The organism is Enterobacter cancerogenus, assembly GCF_019047785.1.
GTDB lineage: Bacteria > Pseudomonadota > Gammaproteobacteria > Enterobacterales > Enterobacteriaceae > Enterobacter > Enterobacter cancerogenus.
In genome coordinates this window covers 4,529,727-4,551,981 of record NZ_CP077290.1, presented here as the reverse complement: position 1 = coordinate 4,551,981, position 22,255 = coordinate 4,529,727, and the positions used below count along the sequence as shown (strand labels likewise).

Below are 22,255 nucleotides of genomic sequence, written 5' to 3'. Positions count from 1 at the left end.
GGGATAATCACCGTATTAAGCTGTACCGAAACAGGAAGCTCGTATCAGATGACTGACTCCGCTATCACCAAAAAAAGTAAGCGTTCCATCTGGATCCCGCTGCTGGTGTTGATCACGCTCGCCGCCTGCGCCACCGCAGGCTACAGTTACTGGCGTATGCAGCAGGAACCGACCGGCGCTGCCGCCAAAGCAGAAGCACCGCCGCCACCGGCCCCGGTCTTCTTCCCGCTGGATACGTTTACCGTGAACCTGGGCGATGCGGACCGCGTGCTGTACATCGGCATTACGCTGCGCCTGAAAGACGAAGCCACGCGCGCCCGTCTCAACGATTATCTGCCTGAAGTGCGCAGCCGCCTGCTGCTGCTGTTCTCGCGTCAGGACGCCTCGGCGCTGGCCTCCGATGACGGCAAGCAAAAGCTGGTCGATGCCATCAAGCAGACGCTGGCGACACCGCTGGTCCATGGTCAACCCAAGCAGGAAGTCACCGACGTTCTGTATACAGCTTTCATTTTGCGGTAACGACATGGGCGATAGCATTCTTTCTCAGGCAGAAATCGACGCGCTGCTTAACGGCGATAGCGATAAAAACGATGAGCCAAAGCCGGGTCTGGCCGGTGACGATAACATTCGTCCCTACGACCCGAATACCCAGCGTCGCGTGGTGCGCGAGCGTCTTCAGGCGCTGGAGATCATCAACGAACGTTTTGCGCGTCAGTTCCGTATGGGGCTGTTTAACCTGCTGCGTCGTAGCCCGGACATCACCGTCGGCGCGATCCGCATTCAGCCCTATCATGAGTTTGCCCGCAACCTGCCGGTGCCGACCAACCTTAACCTGATCCACCTCAAGCCGCTGCGCGGTACCGGTCTGGTGGTGTTTTCGCCAAGCCTGGTGTTTATCGCGGTTGATAACCTGTTTGGCGGCGATGGCCGCTTCCCGACGAAGGTGGAAGGTCGTGAATTTACCCACACCGAGCAGCGCGTAATCAACCGCATGCTGAAGCTGGCGCTGGAATCCTACAGCGACGCGTGGAAAGCGATTAACCCGCTGGAAGTGGAGTACGTGCGTTCGGAGATGCAGGTGAAGTTCACCAACATCACCACCTCGCCGAACGATATCGTGGTGAATACCCCGTTCCATGTGGAAATTGGCAACCTGACCGGCGAGTTCAATATCTGCCTGCCGTTCAGCATGATCGAGCCGCTTCGCGAGCTGCTGGTCAACCCGCCGCTGGAAAACTCACGCCATGAAGATCAGAACTGGCGCGAAAATCTGGTGCGTCAGGTTCAGCATTCGCAGCTGGAGCTGGTGGCTAACTTCGCCGACGTGTCGATGCGCTTATCCCAGATCCTGAAATTACAACCCGGCGATGTTCTGCCGATAGACAAACCCGACCGCATTATTGCCCATGTGGATGGCGTACCCGTGCTGACAAGCCAGTACGGCACGATAAACGGCCAGTATGCGCTACGCGTTGAGCACTTGATCAACCCGATTTTGAATTCGCTGAATGAGGAACAGCCCAAATGAGTGACATGAACAATCCGTCCGATGAAAACAGCGGAGCACTGGACGATCTGTGGGCTGATGCGTTGAACGAGCAAAAAACCACCCCGGGCAAAAGCGCGGCGGATGCCGTGTTCCAGCAGTTAGGCGGCGGTGATGTCAGCGGTACGCTGCAGGATATCGACCTGATCATGGATATCCCGGTCAAACTGACCGTGGAGCTGGGACGCACCCGGATGACCATTAAAGAGCTGCTGCGCCTGACGCAGGGTTCGGTTGTTGCCCTTGACGGCCTGGCCGGCGAGCCGCTGGATATTCTGATTAACGGTTATCTGATTGCCCAGGGGGAAGTGGTGGTCGTGGCGGATAAATACGGCGTGCGTATTACCGACATCATTACCCCGTCCGAACGTATGCGTCGTCTGAGCCGCTAACGATGAAAACCCAGGCAACAGTATCCCAACCCTCAGCGGTACCGGGTTCGCCGCTGCTTCAGGTGAGCGGCGCCCTGTTCGGTATTATTGCCTTTATTCTTATTGCCGCATGGCTGGCAAAGCGCTTTGGCGTGGCGGGTAAAACCGCCGCCGGGCGCGGTCTGAAGGTCAGTGCCAGCACCACGCTTGGGCCACGCGAGCGCGTGGTCATTGTTGACGTTGAAGATGCGCGCCTGGTTCTTGGCGTGACCGCCACGACGATCAACGTGCTCCATAAACTGCCTCCTGCGTCCGTCGCAGATGACGTGACGACAGACGCCCCGGCGGATTTTCAGTCCATCATGAAGAGTTTGCTTAAGCGTTCCGGGAGATCCTGATGCGCCGTTTGTTATCCCTTACGCTTGCTGGCCTTGGCCTGTTTGCCCCTGCCGTTTACGCCCAGCTGCCGGGCCTGATCTCCACCCCGATGGTGGGTGGCGGACAAAGCTGGTCCCTGCCGGTGCAGACGCTGGTGTTTATCACCTCGCTGACGTTTATTCCTGCAATCCTGCTGATGATGACCAGCTTCACCCGAATCATCATCGTCTTTGGTCTGCTGCGAAACGCCCTCGGCACGCCGTCCGCACCGCCTAACCAGGTGCTGCTCGGGCTGGCGCTGTTCCTGACTTTTTTCATTATGTCGCCGGTGATCGATAAAATTTATACCGACGCCTATCAGCCGTTCAGCGAAGATAAGATCTCGATGGAGGTCGCGCTGGAAAAAGGCGCTCAGCCATTGCGCGAATTTATGCTGCGCCAGACGCGTGAAGCGGATCTGGCGCTGTTCGCCCGCCTGGCCAACACCGGCGAATTGCAGGGGCCGGAAGCCGTTCCAATGCGCATTCTGCTGCCGGCCTACGTGACCAGCGAGCTGAAAACGGCATTCCAGATTGGCTTTACGATCTTCATTCCGTTCCTGATCATCGACCTGGTGATCGCCAGCGTGCTGATGGCGCTGGGTATGATGATGGTTCCCCCCGCTACCATTGCCCTGCCCTTCAAAATCATGCTTTTTGTCCTGGTCGACGGCTGGCAGCTGCTGGTCAGTTCACTCGCGCAAAGTTTCTACAGTTGAGGATCGCGCAATGACGCCAGAATCGGTCATGATGATGGGCACGGAGGCAATGCGCGTGGCGATTGCCGTAGCCGCGCCGCTGCTGCTGGTAGCGCTGGTCACCGGTCTGGTCATCAGTATCCTGCAGGCCGCGACGCAGATTAACGAAATGACGCTGTCCTTCATCCCAAAAATCATCGCGGTATTTGTGGCGATCATCGTGGCCGGGCCGTGGATGCTGAATCTGCTGCTGGATTACATGCGCACCCTGTTTACCAACCTTCCCTACATCATCGGCTGATAACAGGATGCTGCACTTTACCAGCGACCAGTGGATGCAGTGGCTTGGCCTCTATTTTTGGCCGATGCTGCGCGTTCTGGCGCTGATTTCCACCGCCCCTATCCTCAGCGAACGCACCATTCCCAAGCGCGTAAAGGTCGGGCTGGGCATTATTATCACCATTATCATTGCCCCTTCGCTGCCGCCGGTTGATATCCCGATTTTTTCCGCAAAAGCGGTCTGGGTGGCGCTGCAGCAGATCATGATTGGCGTGGCCGTCGGGTTTACCATGCAGTTGGCGTTTGCCGCCGTGCGTACCGCCGGTGAGCTGATTGGCCTGCAAATGGGGCTCTCTTTCGCGACCTTCATCGACCCCGGCTCCCATCTGAATATGCCGGTGCTGGCGCGCATTATCGATATGCTGGCGATGCTGCTGTTCCTCACCTTCAACGGCCATCTATGGTTGATCTCCATGCTGGTCGACACCTTTCACACGCTGCCGATAGGCGATAATCCCGTCAACAGCAACGCGTTTCTGGCGCTCACGCGGGCAGCGGGCCTGATCTTCCTTAACGGGCTGATGCTGGCGCTGCCGATCATCACCCTGCTGCTGACCGTCAACCTTTCGCTGGGGTTACTCAACAGAATGGCCCCGCAGCTCTCCGTATTTGTGATTGGTTTTCCGGTGACCCTGACCGTTGGTATTTTATTAATGTCATTGCTAATGCCACTTATCGCTCCGTTCTGCGAACATTTATTCAGCGAACTATTCAACCTGTTAGCGGATATTGTCAGCGAATTGCCACGAAAGTAATAACCCGCCTAACCGCAATGTCTTTCTGAGGATATTCCTAAAATAAAACTCGAAAAACATCTACCAGGATATATCTGACGCGGCTTAATTGTTTCTAACCACCTCACAATACTTAATATTTACTTTACTTTAAGAAGATTCCTGGCAAATTATACGTAACTTTACGGGATAGTGAGTCCGCCTGAAAGTCTTTGTGATGCTCACAGGTTTTATTACGTTTTTTCCATCCCGTATGGCTGTTTATGAGCTCTCAGGCAGATGGTGAATTATCGTTACGCATTGAGTGAGGGTATGCCATGTCAACGATCATTATGGATTTATGCAGTTACACCCGGCTAGGGTTAACCGGGTATCTGGCGAGCAGAGGGGTAAGAAAGAGAGACATCAACGATGCACACACCGTTGACGACCTTGCAGCCGCTTGTGACCAACACAGGCCCGGCGTGGTGTTTATTAATGAGGACTGTTTCATACACGATCCAGCCAACAGTCAGAAAATTAAGCTAATCATTAATCAGCATCCTAAGACTCTGTTTATTGTTTTTATGGCGATCGCGAATATTCACTTCGACGAATATTTGTTGGTTCGAAAAAATTTATTGATCAGTTCTAAGTCAATTAAACCCGAGTCGCTGGATGACATTTTGGGTGACTATTTGAATAAAGAAGTAAAAGATGTAGGCGCGGTTAACTTACCCACGCTTTCATTAAGCAGAACTGAATCGAGCATGTTAAGAATGTGGATGGCTGGGCAAGGGACAATTCAAATCTCAGACCAGATGAATATCAAAGCCAAAACCGTTTCGTCACATAAGGGAAATATTAAAAGGAAGATTAAAACGCATAATAAGCAAGTGATCTATCACGTCGTACGCCTGACGGATAATGTGACAAACGGAATTTTCGTCAATATGCGCTAACCCCTTTCAACATCTACTGTACCCTACCTTCGATCTCTGGCCTGGCCAGAGATTTTTGCGTTAAAGCAGCAAAGTCGGGCGCGTTGCCCGACGCCGCGTTATTCTGCCGTTTCCACAAAGATGCCATCCGGATGACCCAGCTCATTAAAGAACCAGATGCCGAGCGGGTAGTCTTCCAGTGACACCAGGTACATGGTGCCTTCGTTGAACTCCTCTATCGCCAGCACCACACCCGGGCGGCGCGGCCCACCGTCCGTTTTGACGGTTACCCGATCGTTGACCTTCATACATTCCTCCTGTGGTTTTGAGCCAGTGTAGAACAAAACGCATAAGCTGACATCGCTGGCGGATGCGAATGCCGTTTTTGTGTGCGGTCTATACTTAACCGTGGACACGTTTATATGAGGTACCCCGTAATGAAGACCAACAAAGAGTATAGCGACACCATCAAACGCGAAGTCGAAGTGGATGTCGATGCCCTGCTGGCCGCCATCAATGAGATCAGTGAGTCCGAAGTACGTCGTGCAGAGGATGATTCCGAAAGGGTGATGGTAAACGGGAGGGATTACCATACCTACCGCGAGCTGGCCGAAGCGTTCGAGCTGGATATTCATGACTTTAGCGTGTCGGAGGCGAACCGCTAGGGCGAAAAAAATCCCGGTCATGGGGATGACCGGGATCAAACTTGCTTTTGCAAGAAGCACTTGAAAATTCGTTACACCAGGAAATCTGATGTGGGAGAAACACTATCCTTAACGTATTAGCATGACAAGGATATATTCTCATACGGAATATGCCATCACAGGGCTGTACATTTACGTTATGAGTGTACAACTAGCATGTTCCGTGGCTTGCCCGGGATCGGTTCCAAAAAAACGCACGCATTTTCAGAATTTTTTTAGGAAAATTCTTAGAGCGCCATCCACTTTTAATCAGGAGTAGTTATGATTTCACTGCAGGAGACGCTGGTCATCATCACCGATCTGGATGGAACACTCCTCGATATTCACACCTATGACTGGCAGCCTGCAAAGCCATGGCTGGAGACGCTGCGCGACCGTCAAATCCCCGTGGTTCTGTGCAGCAGCAAGACCGCCGCAGAGATGGCGGACATCCAGCAAGAGTTGGGTCTGGATGGCCTGCCGTTCATTGCCGAAAACGGCGCGGTTATTCAGCCTGACGTTCGCTGGGAAGACACCTCGCGAAGCCTCAGCGGAATGGCGCACCAGGACATAGCGCAGTGTCTTGCCCGGATACGTGCCAGCAGGCAATACAAATTCACGACGTTTGACGATGTGGATGTTCAGACCATTGGCGAATGGACGGGGCTTACCCGGCTTCGCGCCACCCTCGCCTGCAAGCATGAGGCGTCCGTGACCTTAATCTGGCGCGACAGCGACGCACAGATGGCGCAATTTGAAGAAGAACTGGCCCAGCACGGCCTTAAGCTGGTGCAGGGGGCACGCTTCTGGCACGTCCTGGACGTTCGCTGCGGTAAAGACGTGGCGGCCCGCTGGCTGGTTGAGCAGTACCGCCAGCATGAGAATATCGAACCCACGACGTTAGGCCTCGGGGATGGCCCCAATGACGCCCCGCTGCTGGAAAACGTTGATTATGCGGTGGTCATTAAAGGCATTAACCGCCAGGGCATTACGCTTGTGAACGACTCGCCGGAGCGGGTTTATCATACGCAACACGCGGGCCCGGAAGGCTGGCGCGAGGGGCTGGATCACTTCTTGTCGTGATCCTGCCACACCACCTGATTGCGTCCCCGCTGTTTCGCCTGGTAAAGGCGCAGGTCGGCGATTGACTGCAGCTGATCAAAATTGTAGTTCCCCTTCTCGTGGGCGCAGCTCACGCCAAACGAGGCGCTGATGCGCAGCGTCGTACTCTTTTTCAACAGGATCTCTTTGCTGTCGATGCGCGAGCGAATGCGCTCGGCAATGGCGGCCGCTTGCGGAAGGGCAAGACCTGGCAGTACCACGCAGAACTCTTCCCCGCCCACGCGCCCGGCGACGTCGCAGGGCCGCAATCCGCCCGCAATCAGCCCTGCGGCGTGAGAGAGCACTTTATCCCCGGCCTGATGCCCGAAGCGGTCATTAATGTCCTTGAAGTGGTCAAGATCGATCTGGATAACCGAAAATGGCCGGGACTGCGCCTGACACTCTCTGGCGAGCCTGTTGGCACGCTCAAACAGCGCTCCGCGGTTGTGGAGCCGGGTCAGCGGGTCATGCCAGGCCTGCCACTGCAATGAGTGCTGAAGGGTATACATGTTGCTGACCATCCGCCGGATAAGCAGCCAGGAGATCAGCAGCATGGCGCTGAACAGCGCCCACAGGAGCGCCAGCACGATACTGATGCTGCCGAATTCGCCACGCACGCCTTCATCAAGCGTGTGGACCCGCAGCATTACGCCGTCGAAATGTCCCAGCCTGACCCAGCTCACATAGCGGCTGCCCATGCGCAGCCCCCCTTCCGTATCGCCCTCAATCGCCTTCGCAATCTGCGCAAGCTCGGCGGCGTCGAACTGATTAACGGTGGCTGACGAAAGCTCAGAGGAGGCAATCAGCGTAAGGCGGGTGTCGTACAGCTGATACTCCCCTTCCGTGCGGTCATCTACCGCCTCCATCAGCAAACGCCGCAGGGTTGCCTGGGTAAATTCCAGGGCAATGACGCCATACCAGTAGCGATCGTGGTAGACCGGCACGCTGGCGGTGATCGTAGAGTGTGGCTCGACGGCTGACGGGGTAGAAGCGTAAAACCAGCGCACTGCGCCCGCGCGGTTTTCGCGTTCGGACTGCCCGGTGAACCACGGCTGGGTCACGAACGCGTAGTAACGAGAAATGGCGTCTGTGGTTTTCGCCGGTGCGTCGGTGGCGAGCCAGAATCCGGCGCGGGAAACGTACATCGCCCGCGATTCCCGGTGGGATGAAGAGGAGGCCAGGCGCAGTAAATACCCCACCTCAAGCGCGGCCGAGATTTCATGGTCAAGCAACGCGTTATCCCGGTTCAGCAGCGTGGTTTTTTCAACAAAAACGTCGGAGACGCCGTTCACGGGCAAGGTTCGGGATTTATCGACGGCCAGTTGCCAGAAGGGTTTTGTCCGCAGTGCGTTAAAGCGCGAAACGGCATCCTGCAGAACGCCAAACGCCAGCGGGGTGCTCAGCGCCTCGTTCATGCTTTTGCGAAAAAAAAGCAGCTTATCCACGCTAAACTGCAGCTGCCGGTCCAGCGCATTCGCCACGATTTCCAGATGGTTTCGCTGGCTTGAGACATACGCCTCCTCCAGCACCACCACCTCACGCCACGTCAGCAGCGTAGAAAAGATCAGTACCACCAGAAAACAGACATTTACAATCAGGCCTGGATTGCTACGCGTGCGTAACCCGTGCAGAAAAGACCGTCTTACAACAAAGGTATCGCGTTGCACACACACTCCCTGATTGCCACTCTTTATCTACTACATTAAGCCCAGTAAAAACGCCCGGCCAGGCCGGGCGTTACGTGATCAAGCCTTATCGCGCTGCTGGCGTCGGTCACCGGGGAGAAGCTCGTCTTCACGAAACGCCTCCCGCTTAATGCCGTAACCATCATGCCATCGACACTCCACCATTCCGCTGGAATACCCGGTGACAATCATGCGCGGGCCGCCATTTTTAGGCTTAACTTCATCACTGACCAAAAAGACCATACCCGCCTCCTTATCAGGGTGAAACTGTTTCAATTTAGACGAGGACCGGCCTTTTTGCATCCTGGCGGGCGTAACAATTAATGCGAGGTGCCGCGCACTTTGCCCACCATCTTAACCACAAGAACCACAACGACGCCAATGATAAACCCGATAACCAGGTTAAGCAGCGTAGGCAGTATGGTCGCCACGAGTGACCCCTGCGCTGACGCAAAATGCTCGATCGCATGGTGCAGCGGCGCAATACCGTGGACCACGATCCCGCCGCCGACGAGGAACATCGCCAGGGTACCCACAATGGACAGGCTTTTCATCAGCCAGGGCGCAAGCACCAGCAGGCCTTTACCAATGCCTCTCGCGACCGCGCTCGACTTCTCTTCAAGCCAGTAGCCAATGTCATCCAGCTTCACGATAAGCCCCACCAGGCCATACACGCCCACCGTCACCAGGATAGCGATGCCGGACAGGATAAGCACCTGATTGAGCAGCGGCGCGTCGGAGACAATCCCGAGGGTGATCGCCACAATTTCCGCCGACAGAATGAAGTCGGTACGGATAGCGCCTTTTACCTTATCGCGCTCGAAGGTTTTCGGATCCTGCGCGGCCAGAGCCTCCAGACGCTGCTGGCGCACCTCCGGCGTGTCGTTCTCTTTACGCGATGCAAAAGAGTGCAGTATTTTTTCTGCCCCTTCGAAACAGAGAAAAGCGCCGCCAATCATCAGCAGCGGCGTGATCGCCCAGGGGATAAATGCGCTGATCAACAGCGCCAGCGGCACAAGAATAACCTTGTTGAGAAAAGATCCCTTCGCCACGCCCCATACGACGGGCAGCTCCCGGTTCGCCCTGACCCCGCTGACCTGCTGGGCATTTAGCGATAAATCATCTCCCAGCACGCCGGCCGTCTTTTTCGCTGCCAGTTTTCCCATGACCGAAATGTCATCCAGCAAGGTGGCGATATCGTCCAGCAATGTTAATAAGCTACTTCCTGCCAAAATTTCTATCCTTCTTTTTTTGGTAATTAAGTAAATAGTATGGAGCAAAAGCGAAAACCCTGAAACAGGCACTTCAAGTCAACAATTATTTCACATCTACAACACAATTAAAGCGCTCGCCTGCGGGATAGTTTTGGCGTTTACTATGAGCGAACTTTTTATTTCGTCGTGAGGGATTATGCGTTTCCGGCACTTATTACCGCTCATTGGGGCGCTTTTTTCGCTGTATATCATCTGGGGTTCCACCTATTTTGTGATTCGAATTGGCGTCGAAAGCTGGCCGCCGCTGCTGATGGCCGGCGTTCGTTTCCTGTCGGCTGGCGTTCTGCTGTTGGCCTTTCTGCTGCTGCGCGGCCACAAGCTTCCACCGCTGCGCCCAATGCTCAACGCCGCCCTGATTGGCTTACTGCTTCTGGCGGTGGGCAATGGGTTCGTCACCATTGCGGAACACCGTAACGTACCCTCCGGCATTGCGGCGGTAGTTGTGGCGACCGTGCCGCTGTTTACGCTCTGCTTTAGCCGCCTGTTTGGCATTCGTACCCGCAAGCTGGAGTGGCTGGGCATTGCTATTGGGCTTGCCGGGATCGTGATGCTGAACAGCGGCGGCAACCTGAGCGGCAACCCATGGGGCGCGGTGATTATTCTGATCGGCTCGATGAGCTGGGCGTTTGGGTCCGTGTACGGCTCGCGCATTGCGCTGCCGACCGGGATGATGGCAGGGGCCATTGAGATGCTGGCGGCAGGCATTGTGCTGCTTATCGCCTCGCTGTTAACCGGCGAGAAGCTGACGGCGATGCCGCCGCTTTCGGGCTTCCTTGCCGTGGGTTATCTGGCGCTTTTCGGCTCCATTATTGCGATCAACGCCTATATGTTCCTGATCCGCAACGTCTCCCCCGCCGTCGCCACCAGCTATGCCTATGTGAACCCGGTGGTTGCGGTGCTGCTGGGAACCGGTTTTGGCGGCGAAACGCTGTCCACCATCGAGTGGCTGGCGCTGGGTGTCATCGTGTTTGCCGTGGTGCTGGTGACGCTGGGTAAATACCTGCTGCCCGCTAAGCCGGTGGTCGTGGCGTGTGAGGGGGAGAAACCGTAAGCGGGCGGATCCCCTGGGTATCGATCTGCGCGGCCTGACCGCCGCCGCAGATCCACTCTTCCAGCCGTTCGCTCAGCTCCGCATCCTTCAGCTTCAACCTGCCGCGCAGCGCACACTCCCAGACCACCAATACCCGCCAGCCCTGCGCGATAAGCGCGGCGGTATCGCGCCGATCGCGCAACACGTTCTTGCCGATTTTATCCAGCCAGAAGTCAGTCCGCGTGGCCGGGACTTTAAACAGATAACAGTCGTGGTGATGCCAGAAACAGCCGTGGGTAAAAATGATGCACGTGTAATCAGCGATAACGAAATCAGGACGCCCGGGAAGCGCCGCGTCCTGCACGCGAAAATCGAAGCCAGCCTCGGTCAGCAGGCCGGCCAGCCGTTTTTCAATGGCGGTATCACGCGTGCCGATGGCCCGCATGTTTTTACTGCGGGTGGCCTTATTGTGAACATCCGTCATTGACGGCCTCGCTCTGACGTCGCGCAACGGCCTGCTGAATACGAGGAAGCAGCAGCTTCGCGACCGCAGCAAACGCCGGGACGACCACTGAATTGCCGAACTGACGATAGGCCTGGGTGTCCGACACAGGAATGCGGAAACTGTAGCCCTGTGGCGTTTCAAACCCCATCAGACGGGCACATTCACGCGGGGTCAGGCGACGCGGGCGGTGCTGCTGGTTGATCGGATCGTCGAAATCTTTTTCTCCCAGCGCTTTATCCCAGCCTCTGTCGATAAGGATCTCGGCACCGTCTTTGTAATAGCGCGCCGATAACGTCCGGGTAACGCTGTGCGGATCGTTCGGATTCACCATGCCAAAACCAAAGCCGTTACCCTTGGCCTGATGTTTTTTGGCATAGCGGTACAAATATTTCCACAGCACCGGGGTCAGAATAAATTTTGCGTCCACGGCGGGTTCCAGCAGGTCCGCAATGGTGGGACGACGAGCCGGATAGAGGGCGGGAAGATTGCGCAGCGTGAAATCCCCCATCAGGTTGAGATCGCGGCGGAAGCCCACCAGCACAATACGCTCGCGGTGCTGCGGCAGGAAATGTTTGCCGTCGATAATTTTCGGGTCGTCGGCCCCCATGTCCTTCGAATCCGCCACGTCATAGCCCAGTTCGTCCAGGGTTTGCATGATGATGCGGAAGGTTTTCCCGCCGTCGTGGCTTTTCAAATTCTTGACGTTTTCCAGCACAAAAATAGCCGGGCGGCGGGCGTCAATAATGCGTACCACGTCGAAAAACAGCGTTCCCTGAGTATCACAGGCGAAACCGTGGGCGCGCCCCAGTGCGTTCTTTTTCGAGACCCCTGCCAAAGAAAAAGGCTGACACGGAAAGCCCGCCAGCAGCACATCGTGCGCCGGGATAGCCTGGCGAATATGGTGGGCGGCCTCTTCATCGGTCACGCCGCTTTTATGGCTCAGGGTCACGTCGCGGATATCCGCATTGAAATGATGTTCGTCTGGATCGCAATACCAGTTGGCTTTGTAGGTGCGCACCGCATGTTTATTCCACTCGCTGGTAAACACGCACTGGCCGCCAATCGCTTCAAAACCGTGGCGAATGCCGCCGATGCCCGCAAAGAGATCGATAAAGCGGAACGCATAGTTCGGGTGCGCGGCAGAGGGACGCGGGAGCAAATTTTGCAGGTAGCGGAACTCATCGTCGCTCAGGCGCTGGCCTGCCCGGTCGCTGATGAGCAGTCTTTTAACGATTGCCGGGCTCCAGTGGCTCCCGCCGTGGTTCTCCAGCTGGTTTGCCAGGGTTTTTGCATCATAGATATCCAGCAGCTGGCGCAGTAACGCCTGCACCGCTGCCGTTGATTTCTCAACCCGCTCGGGCGCGGGCTCAGTGACGAATTGATTTTCCTGCATTATTTTAACCGGACAATAAAGACGGGGAACAGATTACCACAGTTCAGGATCACAAACTGCGACGGAAGCGGTTCTGCACCTGGCTATCACGCCCCAGGCAATCACCCTGCAGTTCAGCGCTGAGTTTCGCCATAAAATCTATCAGGAAATCGGCGTTATGCCGCGCGAATTCGCGCCCGGCTGCGGTTTGCATTGTGTCAGGTAAACGGAGCAGCTTGGTCTGGAAGTGATCGAGCGCCCAGGCTTTGTCATCTAAGGTTCGGGCTTCGGCGAAAGGGTCCTCTGGATTAAAGAGTGCCGCGCCCAGCGCGCCGGAGACCGCAAAGACGCGCGCCAGGCCAATGGCTCCTAATGCTTCCAGCCGGTCAGCATCCTGAACGATTTTTGCCTCCAGGCTTTGCGGCGCAATCCCGGCGCTGAAGCTGTGCGCTTCGATAGCATGTTCCACGGCGGCGTAATGCTGCGCCGGGAAGTCCGGGAAATCGCGCTGCAGAATCTCCCGCGTTTTACGTGCCGCCAGCTGCGACGACTGGCCGCGTTCAGGATGATTTTTCGGCAGGCTGACAATGTCATGAAAATAGCATGCGGTGAGGACCACCAGCGGATTGACCGGCTGGCCCGCCATCAGTTTTTGTGCCGTCATCCAGACGCGGCGAAAGTGCGACATATCATGGGCGGCGTCATCCGACGTGTGGTTTTTGGTCAGCCACGCTTCGAAGCGGCGCTGCCAGGGTGCAAGTTCCATGGTCTTATCCTTTTTTAAACGCTAACCATAGCAATTTTCCCTGCAACCATCACCCTTCCCTTACGAGGTACACCTTACCCCTTATCCATTTATTACCTGAAGGCGTATGGAATATATAAGCATCAAAAATTAAACATCCCGAATAATACAAAATAGAAATACTTAATAATAATTAGGCCTTATACAGCAAGGAAATGCATTCATATGAAAAATAAAGAGATAAATAGAAATATTTTGTAATATTTATACCAGATTAATTACATTTATTTTTGAACCAAAAAAACAATCCTTAGAATAGTATCGACCCTGTAATTGCGGAGAGTGATTACATATATTCATATAAATTATCTTTAAAGGGAATATATAATGAAAAGAAAAGTTCTGGCAATTCTGGTACCCGCCTTATTAATGGCAGGCGCAGCAAACGCGGCTGAAATGTACAACAAGAACGGCAACAAAGTTGACCTGTACGGCAAAGTCGACGCGCGTCATACCTTCTCTGATAACCCAGGCGATGATGGTGACGAAACCTACATCCAGGTGGGTTTCAAAGGCGAAACGCAGATCACTAACGACCTGACCGGTTACGGCCAGTGGGAATATAAGATCTTCGCCAACGACACTGAAGGCGCTAATAAATCTTATAACCGTCTGGCGTATGCCGGTCTGAAATATGGCGAATACGGTTCATTCGACTATGGCCGTAATTATGGCGTGGTGTATGACGTTGAAGCCTGGACCGATATGCTGCCGGTATTCGGTGGTGATTCCTACACCTGGACCGATAACTTCATGGTTGGCCGTGCCAACGGCCTTGCAACCTACCGTAACAATGATTTCTTCGGATTGGTTGATGGCCTGAACTTTGCGCTGCAGTATCAGGGTGCGAACGAAGGCGCTAACGCCGAAGAAGACCAGGAAGGCACGAAAAATGGCCACAATGACGTTCGCTTCCAGAACGGCGACGGCTACGGCATGTCTACCTCTTATGACTTCGCGGGCGATCTCGAAGGCCTGAGCCTGGGTGCGGCCTACTCTTCTTCCGACCGTACCAACCAGCAGGAAGCATACGGTAAACGTTACAGCGCTCGCATTGCGGGCGGCGAACGTGCTGAAGCCTGGACCGTTGGCGCGAAATACGACGCAAACAATGTCTACCTGGCGATGATGTACGCGGAAACGCGCAACATGACCCCATACGGCGACACCGGTATTGCGGATCAGACCCAGAACTTTGAAGCCGTCGCACAGTATCAGTTCGACTTCGGCCTGCGTCCATCCCTGGCATGGGTTTACTCCAAGGGTAAAGACATGACTTATCCGGGTACAGCAGGTAATCCACAGGGTCAGTATGGCGATGTGGATCTGGTGAACTACGTTGACCTGGGCATGACCTACAGCTTCAATAAGAACTTCTCCACCTACGCTGATTACAAAATCAACCTGCTGGACGAAGATGACGCGTTCTATACTCGCAACGGCATTGCTACCGACGACATCGTTGGCGTTGGCATGACCTATCAATTCTAATCCTGATAAATGATAAAGCCCGCGTATGCGGGCTTTTTTTGTTATGGCGCTTCCTGCAACGCCACCCGTATAAACCCGTTATTTTGCGCCAGCAGTTCGTGCGCCTGCCAGGCATCCAGCCCTGTCAGCACCATTAAGACCGCCGTTTTGCAATTCTGGTTACCGCCCTCCAGTGCGGCTTTCGCCACCGCCCTGGTGCAGCCCGCCGCCGCCATCACAATGGCGATTTGCCGCTCCGCCCATCGGGTATTTTTCGCCTCGATATCAACGCGCAGATTGCTGTAGACCCGCCCGGTACGAACGGCTAACCCGGTCGTCACCTGATTGAGGATCATCTTTTGGGCAATTCCGGCTTTGGTATTGCCATACCCGGCCACCACGTCCGGACCCAGTTCAGGGGCGATCACCATGCTTGCCAGCTGCGCAGCTTCGCTTTGGGCGTCGCCCGTAATAACCGCGACAACAGCCCCCAGCGACCAGGCGTGGCGCATTGCCCCCCAGACCCAGGGCGTTTTGCCGCTGACGGTGAGGGCCAGCATCATGTCATGCTCGCCGAAGTTGATCGCCTGAAGATCGGCCACGCCCTGCTCATAGCTGTTGGCCTCCTCTCCCGCCGTGATGGCAAGGACAGGGTGTTTACCCGGCGCATACTCCGCCGCCGCCTGTTCCGCTATCCGCCCGGAAGGGCCAGCGCCCACGATCACCAGGCGACCGCCATGGCTTAGCGTGGCGGCGGCGTTATCGACCACGCGGGCAATGAGAGGTAAAAAGGGAGTAATGGCTTGTGAAATGTGGGCATCATCCTGGTGAATGACGTTCAGCATGTCCAGCGTGGACAACCGGTCGATATTCATCGTGCTGGCGTGCCGTCTTTCCTTGACCGAACCGGTAAGCATAATGCTCATAAACAGCCTCCTTATTATGAGTTCCCACACACTATAAAGTGTTTTATATGGATGACCTGCGAGGAGGGTCACGAAAGCGGCGCAACGGCCAGATTTACACGGCTTTAAGAAATGCCCGTCATCGGTGATAATTACCCCCTTTCTCGATCATCGCGGAGCGGTAATGAGCGATTTGCAGCAACTTTCTCCGACGCGCAGGCGTCCGATGAAACTCTACACTCTGGTCACGCTCATGGTATGCGCCATCATCGGCTCCGTTCTGCTGCTGGTATTTGCGCTCTACTCCATGCAAATCACCCGCGCCACGCGAGACGATGTCAAAGACACCGCCCTCGGCATTGCGCGCACCTTTGCCGACAGCCCGGACGTCCGGCGCGGTTTAATGGCATCGCCTCAGGATAATATTATTCAGCCTATCGCGCAGGCCGTCACCCGGCGCAACGATCTGCTGTTCACCGTTGTGACCGATATGCGCGGTATCCGCTACTCTCACCCAAACGAAGCGCTGCTGGGGCTGCATTTTATTGGTGACGATCTGACGCCCGCGCTGGAGGGGAAAGAGAACGTCTCCGTCAACCGGGGCGCGCTCGCCGAAGCGCTGCGCGTGTTTACCCCCATCTACGATAACCAGCACGATCAGATTGGCGTGGTGATCGTGGGGATCTCCCTGAAAAAGGTGGAAGATCAGATCACGCGCGGAAGGCTGAACGCGGTCTGGACGATCCTGTTCAGCATATTAATGAGTTCGCTGGCGATCTGGGGCCTGGTCCGGGTGCTGAAACGGATCCTGTTTGGGCTGGAGCCGTATGAAATTTCGGCCCTGTTTGAACAGCGGCAGGCGATGCTTCAGTCGCTGCGCGAAGGGGTTATCGCGGTGGATACCCATGGTCGCGTGACGATGGTGAACCACGCCGCGCGAGAAATTTTGCTGTTGCCGTCGGGCCAACAGTCGGAGAACGCCAGCGAACCGCTGCTGGCAAGCCTGCGCGAGGTGGCGAAAACCGGCGTGGCGCGTCAGGATCGGGAGATCGGCTGCAACGGCAGGCTTCTGCTGTGTAACATGGTGCCGGTGAAAAGCCAGAACCGGGTTATCGGTGCGATCAGCACGTTCCGTGATAAAACAGAGGTCAGCCAGCTCATGCAGCGTATCGACGGCATGGTGAACTACGTGGACGCCCTGCGCGCCCATACCCATGAGTTTATGAACAAGCTGCACGTGATCCTGGGCCTGCTGCACATGAAACGCTATGACAAGCTGGAGGAGTATATCCTCCAGACCGCGAATAATTACCAGACCGATATCGGCGCGATCCAGCGCAAAATCAAATCACCGGTCATTGCGGGCTTCCTGTTTGGCAAAATCAATCGCGCCAAGGAGGCCGGGGTTACCCTGACGCTGGCCGAAGACTGTCACCTGCCCGATACGGCTAACGAAGAACAGGCCGCGGTGCTGGTCACCGTGCTCGGCAACCTGATTGAAAACGCGCTGGATGCCATGCACGATCAGCCTGAGGGCGAGATTGGCCTTTTATTGCACTATCAGAGCAGCTGGCTAAGCTGTGAAGTCAGCGACGACGGTCCCGGTATCGATCCCCTCCATCTGGAGGACGTTTTTACCAAAGGGTACTCAACGAAAGGTGAAAACCGCGGCGTTGGGCTATTCCTTGCACGCCAGCAGATCCAGAATCTGGGCGGTGACATTACCGTCGAGTCTGAGCCGGGCGTATTTACTCAATTTTTTGTTCACATCCCCTGGGATAGCGAGAGGAATATCGCGTGATAAATGTATTAATTGTCGATGATGACGCCATGGTAGCCGACCTCAACCGTCTGTATGTCAATCGTGTTGACGGGTTTAGCTGCTGCGGCGTCGCCTCCACGCTCAACCAGGCCGAGGCCATCATCAACAATCCCGACCAGCCTGTCGATCTGGTGCTGCTCGACGTCTATATGCAGCAGGATAACGGCCTGGATCTGCTGCCCGTGATCCGCGCGTCCGGCCGCCCGATTGACGTGATTATGATCTCTTCCGCGTCCGATGCCGCCACCATTCAGACCTCCATGCATTACGGCGTGGTCGATTACCTGATCAAACCGTTCCAGTTCCCGCGCTTTGAAGAGGCGTTGAACGGCTGGAAGGCGAAGCACAACCTGATGGGTTCACATCAGTACTATGAGCAGGCGGATGTGGACAGGCTGCTGCATGGCGGCGCGCCTGAGCTGGCGGACAGTAAAAAATTGCCGAAGGGGCTGACGCCGCAAACGCTGCGCACCATTTGCCAGTGGATTGACGAACATCCCGAGATGGAGTTCTCCACCGACGATCTGGCCAACGCGGTCAATATTTCCCGCGTGTCCTGCCGCAAGTATCTGATTTGGCTGGCGCAGATCAACATCCTGTTCACCAGTATTCATTACGGTGCGACCGGGCGTCCGGTTTATCGCTACCGTCTGCAACCCGAACAGATCGGGCTGCTTAAACAGTATTGTCAGTAACGCGGTAGGCGTTATCCAGTAAGGTGAAGCGGAAGTGGTGCATCGATGAGATCACCACGTCTTTGCTTTTGGTCACAAAGATGGCCTCAATGTCCGGGCGCGCACGCAGCGCCTCGCAGCCTTTTTCTGCGCCCATCCCGTATAACAGCGTGGTCCAGAGATCGCCATCCAGGGAATCTTTCGACACCACGGTGACGCTGTCCAGCGCGTTGTCCAGCGGGTAGCCGGTACGCGGGTCAAGAATGTGGTGATAGCGTTTGCCGTTTTGTTCAAAATAGCGTTCGTAAGTTCCTGAAGTCACCACTGACCGGTTCTCCACCACAATGGCACCAATCAGTGCATCGGTACTGAACGGTTTTTTCAGCCCCACGCTCCAGCCCCCCTCCGGCGAGCCGAGCGTCTGGATATTGCCGCCGAGGTTAATCAACCCCCGTTCCGCGCCCTCTTTTTGCAGATAATCACGTACGCGATCGGCAATGTAGCCCTTGGCAATGGCTCCCAGGTCGATCTCCATTCCGGCTTTGGTCAGAAATACGCTGGAGTCAGTTTCATCGAGCACCACCTCTTGCGGGCGGGTGATGGCCAGCAGCGCGGCAATATCATCGGCAGGCGGTACGCTGTCGCCCTTAAAGCCGATCTTCCAGCGCTTGACCAGGGGACCAATCGCGAGGTTGAACGCGCTGTTTTTCAGCAGGCTTGCCGCCCGCGCACAGCGGATCAGCTCAAACACCGGGCGGCTAACGGTAACCGGATGTTGGCCGGCAGCATGATTGATCGCCATCACCTCTGACTGAGCGCGGTTGACGGTAAACAGATCTTCATAGTGGCGGATCAGGCGAAAAACGCGGGAGGCGAGCGCTTCGTCATGGGAGAAGAGTTTCAGGAGGATGGGTGACCCCATCAGAACGGCGGAATAGCTGTAGACGCGATGGCCGTCGGGCATAGCATGTCTCCTCGATGTCGCCCCGGCAAGCACTGCGCTGCCGGGGAAAATGCCGGATGGCGCTGCGCTTATCCGGCCTGCAACACAGATAACTTAGGCATTTTTCGCGCGCATCGCCGCCTGATGTCCGGCAAGGGTACCAAAAATAATGATATCTGCCACGGCGTTACCGCCGATACGGTTACCCCCGTGGATCCCGCCGACCACTTCACCCGCGGCAAACGCGCCCGGCAGCACGTTGTGGTGAGTATCCAGTACGCAGGTTTCGGTGTTAATGGTCACGCCGCCCATGGTGTGGTGCACCCCCGGTGCAATCTGAATGGCGTAGAACGGCCCTTCGTTGATTGGCGCACGCAGCGCGGTGGTCCGGCCAAAATCATCGTCATGCTGTTTTTCAACAAAGCCGTTGTAACGCGCCAGCGTCGTCAGGAAGGCCTCGCTGTTCATTCCCAGCTTCTCGGCCAGCGCCTCAGGTGAGCTGGCGCTGGTGACAAAGCCTTTGGCAATATACTCATCCGCCGCTTTGTTTTTGGTACGAACATGCTCGTCAAAGACGATGTAAGCGTATTTCTCCGGCAGGGCAATAATCTGCGCGGAGACTTTATCGCGGGTCTCCATTTCATTGAAGAAGCGGTTACCCTGCTGGCTTACCAGAATCGCCCCACCACCGCGAATGGATTCAGAAATCAGGTACGAGGTGTTCTGCTCAACGGTTGGGTGGATCTGAATTTCACCCATATCCACGGTGCCCGCGCCAATACGTTCCAGCAGGGCGATGCCGCCGCCGGTGGCCCCTTTATGGTTTGTGGTCACAAACCCGTCGAGGTCAGGACGGTATTTGACCACCATCTGGCTGTTTGCGCTAAAGCCGCCGGTCGCCACAATGACGCTTTTCGCATCGACGGTGAAGGTTTCGTTCTCTTCGGTGGTCAGCCGTACGCCGGTCACTTCACCGTTTTCAAACAGGATGTCGCTGACGGAGGTGTCGAGCATCACGTCGATATTGCGTTTGTTGATATTGCGCACCAGGCCGCTGATCAGATAGCCCCCCACCGCGGAGCCGTCTTTTGGACGGTGGGTGCGGTCGATGCTCATCCCGCCGGTGGTAGTGATGTCGTTCAGCATGATACCGCGTGTTGCCAGCCATTCGATGGCCTCAGGCGCGTTCTCAACGAAGCGATGCAGCAGTTCCGGGTTGTTCTTGTTGCCGCCGCCTTTCAGGGTCTCCTTGTAGAACAGCGCTTTGCTGTCCTGGATCCCTTTTACACGCTGGAAGCGGGTTTCTGCCGCGTTCATCCCGGCGGAGGCTTTGATGGTATTACCGCCAATGGTCGGCATTTTCTCGACGATCAGCACGCTCGCGCCTTCATCGTGGGCCTGAATGGCCGCTGCCAGCCCCGCACCGCCGCTGCCGATCACGACAACATCAAAAGATTTGATTTCGTTCGGGTCCGCCCCCTCCTCTGCCGCCAGCGCTTTACTGGATTTCAGCATCGCTTTGGAAACGGCTTTTTTCACCGCTTCGCTCTGGCTTGTCGCGCCGGTAATGGCATCGACGTGCGGGGTGTTAGCATCAAGGATGCGGGTGCGGATCTCTTCGAAGCTGGTGACAAACTCAACGTTATCCTCCGGGCCGGAAGCCAGTTCGATATCGGCAATGCGGTCGGTCTCCAGGCTAACGTTGATTACCAGCTCGTTGGTGTCATCCTGGACTTTCTCAACAAACGTGCCCGGTTTGAATTTGGATTCGCCCATGCTCATGTCGCGGATCATGGCTTCGACCAGCGAGAAACGCCACAGCGGTTCCGGGATGTTCAACGCTTCACGCTGTGTGCTGTCCATAAACAGCTCAAGGTTTTCGCCCGCGGCAATGCGGTCGGTCCAGTCCGGGTAGGCGATGGTCGCACGGCCTACGGCAATCAGATCGTAGCCGTGGTCCAGCGCTTCATTGACGTCAGACGCGTTCACCACGCCACCCACGCCCATCACCGGCACCTGAGCCAGGGTGTCAGAGCGCATCGCGAGATATTTTTCGATAAGCGGCGTTGGATCCTTGGTATCCACGATGGACGGACGCAGGGTTGCGCCGACGGAGAAGTGCAGGTAATCCACGCCGCGCGCCGCCAGTTTTTCCAGCAGGTACAGGGTGTCGTCGAAGCGGATCCCGGGCACTTCCATCTCTTCGGGTGAGAAACGGTAGCCAATGATGAAAGCATCGTCCGCGTACTGGCGCACCATTTTATGGGTGATGTCCAGCACCGCCAGCGGGAATCTGGCGCGCTTATCGCGGCTGCCGCCCCACTCGTCGTCACGCTGGTTAGAGTTAGGGGAATAGAACTGCTGAATCAGGTAGGTGTTGGCACCGTGGATCTCGACGCCGTCAAAGCCGGCCTGAATCGCGCGACGCACCGCGTCGCCAAACTTAACGATCATCCCTTCCACTTCTTCGGTGGTCAGGGCAACCGGCGTTGCGGCCCCCTCACGCGGCGCGGCAACAGCGCTCGGCCCAACCGGCGTGCGGCCACCAATCAGCTTCGGGTCGACCATGCGGCCGCCGTGGTAGATCTGCAGTAACGCTCTGGAGCCTTTGGATTTGATGGCCTCCGCAATTTTTGCCAGCCCGGCAATTTTTTCGTCGTTATCGATACCAATCGCGCCGGGGAAAGCGAGGCCCAGATCGTCGACAAAACAGCACTCAACGATGATTGTGCCGATGCTTCCTGACCGCGCCCGGTAGTACTCCACCAGCTCGCTGGTCACGGAACCATCGTAATAGCCGGTGCAGGTGGTCATTGGCGCCATTAACAAACGGTTTTTCAGTTCGGTACCATTCGGCAGAGTGAAAGGACTCAACATGCGTTCGTTAGTGTTCATAATAAAAACTCCAAACTTTAGAAATTAAGAATTCGTTATCGGGCGCGGTTTTATTTCGTTTTTTTAT

The 22,255-nt window shown here is 55.9% G+C and carries 24 protein-coding genes; 14 read left to right on the top strand and 10 right to left on the bottom strand.

Translation table 11 applies throughout. The annotated features are described in order from the left end of the window. The first annotated feature begins 48 nt into the window (after window positions 1–48). The 8 genes from fliL to rcsA all read left to right on the top strand — a co-directional run bounded on the left by fliL (window position 49) and on the right by rcsA (window position 5,045). Window positions 49–519 carry a flagellar basal body-associated protein FliL gene (fliL, locus tag I6L58_RS21455; RefSeq protein ID WP_006176214.1) on the top strand — a complete coding sequence of 157 codons (471 nt, stop codon included), beginning with the start codon at window positions 49–51 and terminating at the stop codon, window positions 517–519. Between the two features lie 4 nt (window positions 520–523). After that, window positions 524–1,528, top strand: coding sequence for a flagellar motor switch protein FliM (gene fliM, locus I6L58_RS21450; RefSeq protein ID WP_006176215.1), 1,005 nt, complete (start codon window positions 524–526; stop codon window positions 1,526–1,528). Then, a complete protein-coding gene (gene fliN, locus I6L58_RS21445; RefSeq protein WP_006176216.1) occupies window positions 1,525–1,938 on the top strand; it encodes a flagellar motor switch protein FliN in 414 nt (137 codons plus the stop codon). The genes fliM and fliN overlap by 4 nt, the downstream gene beginning before the upstream one ends. 2 nt (window positions 1,939–1,940) lie before the next feature. After that, window positions 1,941–2,315, top strand: coding sequence for a flagellar biosynthetic protein FliO (gene fliO, locus I6L58_RS21440; protein ID WP_088208189.1), 375 nt, complete (start codon window positions 1,941–1,943; stop codon window positions 2,313–2,315). Next, window positions 2,315–3,052 carry a flagellar type III secretion system pore protein FliP gene (gene fliP, locus I6L58_RS21435; RefSeq protein WP_088208188.1) on the top strand — a complete coding sequence of 246 codons (738 nt, stop codon included), beginning with the start codon at window positions 2,315–2,317 and terminating at the stop codon, window positions 3,050–3,052. Before fliO ends, fliP begins: the two co-directional genes overlap by 1 nt. Window positions 3,053–3,062: 10 nt before the next feature. Next, on the top strand, window positions 3,063–3,332 hold the full coding sequence (fliQ, locus tag I6L58_RS21430) for a flagellar biosynthesis protein FliQ (protein ID WP_006176219.1): 270 nt from the start codon (window positions 3,063–3,065) through the stop codon (window positions 3,330–3,332). Between the two features lie 7 nt (window positions 3,333–3,339). Further along, window positions 3,340–4,125: a flagellar biosynthetic protein FliR gene (gene fliR, locus I6L58_RS21425; protein WP_006176220.1), complete on the top strand. Its 786-nt coding sequence runs from the start codon at window positions 3,340–3,342 to the stop codon at window positions 4,123–4,125. 296 nt (window positions 4,126–4,421) lie between these two features. Next, window positions 4,422–5,045, top strand: a complete 624-nt coding sequence (gene rcsA, locus I6L58_RS21420; protein WP_006176221.1) for a transcriptional regulator RcsA — start codon at window positions 4,422–4,424, stop codon at window positions 5,043–5,045. Window positions 5,046–5,143: 98 nt separating this feature from the next. Here rcsA and dsrB read toward each other — a convergent pair whose 3' ends face one another. Further along, a complete protein-coding gene (gene dsrB, locus I6L58_RS21415) occupies window positions 5,144–5,332 on the bottom strand; it encodes a protein DsrB (protein WP_003859583.1) in 189 nt (62 codons plus the stop codon). Between the two features lie 129 nt (window positions 5,333–5,461). On the opposite strand from dsrB, the gene yodD reads away from it, so the two are divergent. Both yodD and I6L58_RS21405 read left to right on the top strand, forming a co-directional pair. Next, window positions 5,462–5,689 (top strand): YodD family peroxide/acid resistance protein, encoded by a 228-nt coding sequence (gene yodD, locus I6L58_RS21410; protein ID WP_042320145.1) that lies wholly within the window; start codon window positions 5,462–5,464, stop codon window positions 5,687–5,689. Between the two features lie 300 nt (window positions 5,690–5,989). Next, window positions 5,990–6,790 (top strand): mannosyl-3-phosphoglycerate phosphatase-related protein, encoded by an 801-nt coding sequence (locus tag I6L58_RS21405; protein WP_088208186.1) that lies wholly within the window; start codon window positions 5,990–5,992, stop codon window positions 6,788–6,790. On the opposite strand, the gene dgcQ is transcribed toward I6L58_RS21405, so the two are convergent. From dgcQ to I6L58_RS21390, 3 genes are all read right to left on the bottom strand, one after another. Next, window positions 6,775–8,475 carry a cellulose biosynthesis regulator diguanylate cyclase DgcQ gene (dgcQ, locus tag I6L58_RS21400; RefSeq protein WP_088208185.1) on the bottom strand — a complete coding sequence of 567 codons (1,701 nt, stop codon included), beginning with the start codon at window positions 8,473–8,475 and terminating at the stop codon, window positions 6,775–6,777. The two genes, I6L58_RS21405 and dgcQ, sit on opposite strands and share 16 nt — an antisense overlap. A 78-nt stretch (window positions 8,476–8,553) precedes the next feature. Continuing rightward, window positions 8,554–8,736 (bottom strand): YodC family protein, encoded by a 183-nt coding sequence (locus tag I6L58_RS21395; protein ID WP_042320149.1) that lies wholly within the window; start codon window positions 8,734–8,736, stop codon window positions 8,554–8,556. 77 nt (window positions 8,737–8,813) lie between these two features. Further along, window positions 8,814–9,725: a DUF808 domain-containing protein gene (locus I6L58_RS21390; RefSeq protein ID WP_042320151.1), complete on the bottom strand. Its 912-nt coding sequence runs from the start codon at window positions 9,723–9,725 to the stop codon at window positions 8,814–8,816. A gap of 178 nt (window positions 9,726–9,903) precedes the next feature. On the opposite strand from I6L58_RS21390, the gene yedA reads away from it, so the two are divergent. Continuing rightward, on the top strand, window positions 9,904–10,818 hold the full coding sequence (yedA, locus tag I6L58_RS21385; protein ID WP_006176227.1) for a drug/metabolite exporter YedA: 915 nt from the start codon (window positions 9,904–9,906) through the stop codon (window positions 10,816–10,818). Here the strand turns inward: yedA and I6L58_RS21380 are convergent. The 3 genes from I6L58_RS21380 to I6L58_RS21370 are packed head-to-tail and all read right to left on the bottom strand — an operon-like array spanning window position 10,778 to window position 13,440. Then, the gene (locus I6L58_RS21380) at window positions 10,778–11,281 is read right to left on the bottom strand and encodes a very short patch repair endonuclease (RefSeq protein ID WP_088208184.1); all 504 of its coding nucleotides are present in this window, start codon (window positions 11,279–11,281) and stop codon (window positions 10,778–10,780) included. The genes yedA and I6L58_RS21380 overlap by 41 nt on opposite strands. Continuing rightward, window positions 11,262–12,695, bottom strand: a complete 1,434-nt coding sequence (locus tag I6L58_RS21375; protein WP_006176229.1) for a DNA cytosine methyltransferase — start codon at window positions 12,693–12,695, stop codon at window positions 11,262–11,264. Before I6L58_RS21375 ends, I6L58_RS21380 begins: the two co-directional genes overlap by 20 nt. A 49-nt stretch (window positions 12,696–12,744) precedes the next feature. After that, the gene (locus I6L58_RS21370; protein ID WP_088208183.1) at window positions 12,745–13,440 is read right to left on the bottom strand and encodes a phosphohydrolase; all 696 of its coding nucleotides are present in this window, start codon (window positions 13,438–13,440) and stop codon (window positions 12,745–12,747) included. 366 nt (window positions 13,441–13,806) lie between these two features. On the opposite strand from I6L58_RS21370, the gene ompC reads away from it, so the two are divergent. Next, on the top strand, window positions 13,807–14,970 hold the full coding sequence (gene ompC / locus I6L58_RS21365) for a porin OmpC (protein ID WP_088208182.1): 1,164 nt from the start codon (window positions 13,807–13,809) through the stop codon (window positions 14,968–14,970). Window positions 14,971–15,011: 41 nt separating this feature from the next. On the opposite strand, the gene I6L58_RS21360 is transcribed toward ompC, so the two are convergent. Continuing rightward, window positions 15,012–15,875: an N-acetylmuramic acid 6-phosphate etherase gene (locus I6L58_RS21360; RefSeq protein WP_088208181.1), complete on the bottom strand. Its 864-nt coding sequence runs from the start codon at window positions 15,873–15,875 to the stop codon at window positions 15,012–15,014. A 163-nt stretch (window positions 15,876–16,038) separates the two neighbouring features. Here I6L58_RS21360 and I6L58_RS21355 point away from each other — a divergent pair, with 163 nt between their 5' ends. Both I6L58_RS21355 and dcuR read left to right on the top strand, forming a co-directional pair. Next, window positions 16,039–17,655, top strand: a complete 1,617-nt coding sequence (locus I6L58_RS21355) for a sensor histidine kinase (protein WP_088208180.1) — start codon at window positions 16,039–16,041, stop codon at window positions 17,653–17,655. Beyond that, window positions 17,652–18,371, top strand: a complete 720-nt coding sequence (dcuR, locus tag I6L58_RS21350; RefSeq protein ID WP_088208179.1) for a two-component system response regulator DcuR — start codon at window positions 17,652–17,654, stop codon at window positions 18,369–18,371. The genes I6L58_RS21355 and dcuR overlap by 4 nt, the downstream gene beginning before the upstream one ends. On the opposite strand, the gene I6L58_RS21345 is transcribed toward dcuR, so the two are convergent. Beyond that, window positions 18,352–19,314 (bottom strand): FAD:protein FMN transferase, encoded by a 963-nt coding sequence (locus tag I6L58_RS21345; RefSeq protein WP_058610144.1) that lies wholly within the window; start codon window positions 19,312–19,314, stop codon window positions 18,352–18,354. The genes dcuR and I6L58_RS21345 overlap by 20 nt on opposite strands. Window positions 19,315–19,407: 93 nt before the next feature. Further along, the gene (locus I6L58_RS21340; protein ID WP_088208178.1) at window positions 19,408–22,188 is read right to left on the bottom strand and encodes a flavocytochrome c; all 2,781 of its coding nucleotides are present in this window, start codon (window positions 22,186–22,188) and stop codon (window positions 19,408–19,410) included. Window positions 22,189–22,255: the final 67 nt, after the last annotated feature.